Origin of the sequence: Marinobacter sp. bablab_jr003, assembly GCF_016464245.1 — a bacterium.
GTDB lineage: Bacteria > Pseudomonadota > Gammaproteobacteria > Pseudomonadales > Oleiphilaceae > Marinobacter > Marinobacter vinifirmus.
Genome location: NZ_JADARC010000051.1, coordinates 1 through 746, shown reverse-complemented (window position 1 = coordinate 746; position 746 = coordinate 1). Strand labels below are relative to the sequence as shown.

Genomic DNA, 746 nt, shown 5'->3' with positions numbered 1-746 from the left:
TGAAGTGGACCCCGAAATTTGGACAGGTGCCTAAGCTCTGATTCATCATCTCCACAAGGAGGAGAATCATGAGCAAGAAACGCAAGCAATACAGCCCATCGTTCAAGTCCAAAGTTGCCCTAGCCGCCCTCAAGGGTGACCAGACCACATCTGAAATTGCCGCCCGGTTCCAGATTCATCCGACCATGGTTAGCACCTGGAAACGCGAGTTGTTGGAGAATGCTCCGGACCTCTTCGAAGGCAAAAAAAGGTCCGGCAAACAGTCCAACGAGCCCAGTTCTGACGAACTCTACCGCGAGATCGGCCGACTGACGGTGGAACGCGATTTTTTGTCGCGCAAGCTCGATCAGTAAGCCGTCAACGCCGGTTGGCGATGATCGAGCATGGTCATCCCCAAGTCAGCATTGTGCGCCAGTGCGAGTTGCTCAAACTGAGCCGCTCGTCGGTGTACTACGTCCCTCGTGAACAGTGTCAGGAGGATCTGGATCTGATGTACCTGATTGACCAGCAGCATCTGGAAACGCCGTACTATGGCTCTCGTAAGATGCGAGTCCATCTGGAGCGCAAAGGCCACCTGATAAACCGCAAGCGGGTTCAGCGCCTAATGCGCACCATGGGCATTCAGGCGGTGTATCCACGCCCCAGAACCAGCATTCCGGGCGACGGGCACAAAGTTTATCCGTACCTGCTCAAAGGGCTGAAAATCGACCGCCCCAACCAGGTGTGGGCAACGGATATTTCGTACG

General features: G+C 55.0%; 2 protein-coding genes. Both read left to right on the top strand.

Annotation, left to right across the window (positions count from 1 at the left end; all coding sequences use genetic code 11):
• Positions 1-68 precede the first annotated feature (68 nt).
• Entirely contained in the window at positions 69-353 is a 285-nt protein-coding gene (locus H3Z84_RS05700) for a helix-turn-helix domain-containing protein (protein ID WP_022988855.1), read from the top strand.
• Between the two features lie 20 nt (positions 354-373).
• A partial coding sequence (locus H3Z84_RS05695) for an IS3 family transposase (protein ID WP_199456799.1) occupies positions 374-746 on the top strand: 373 nt, incomplete at its 3' end.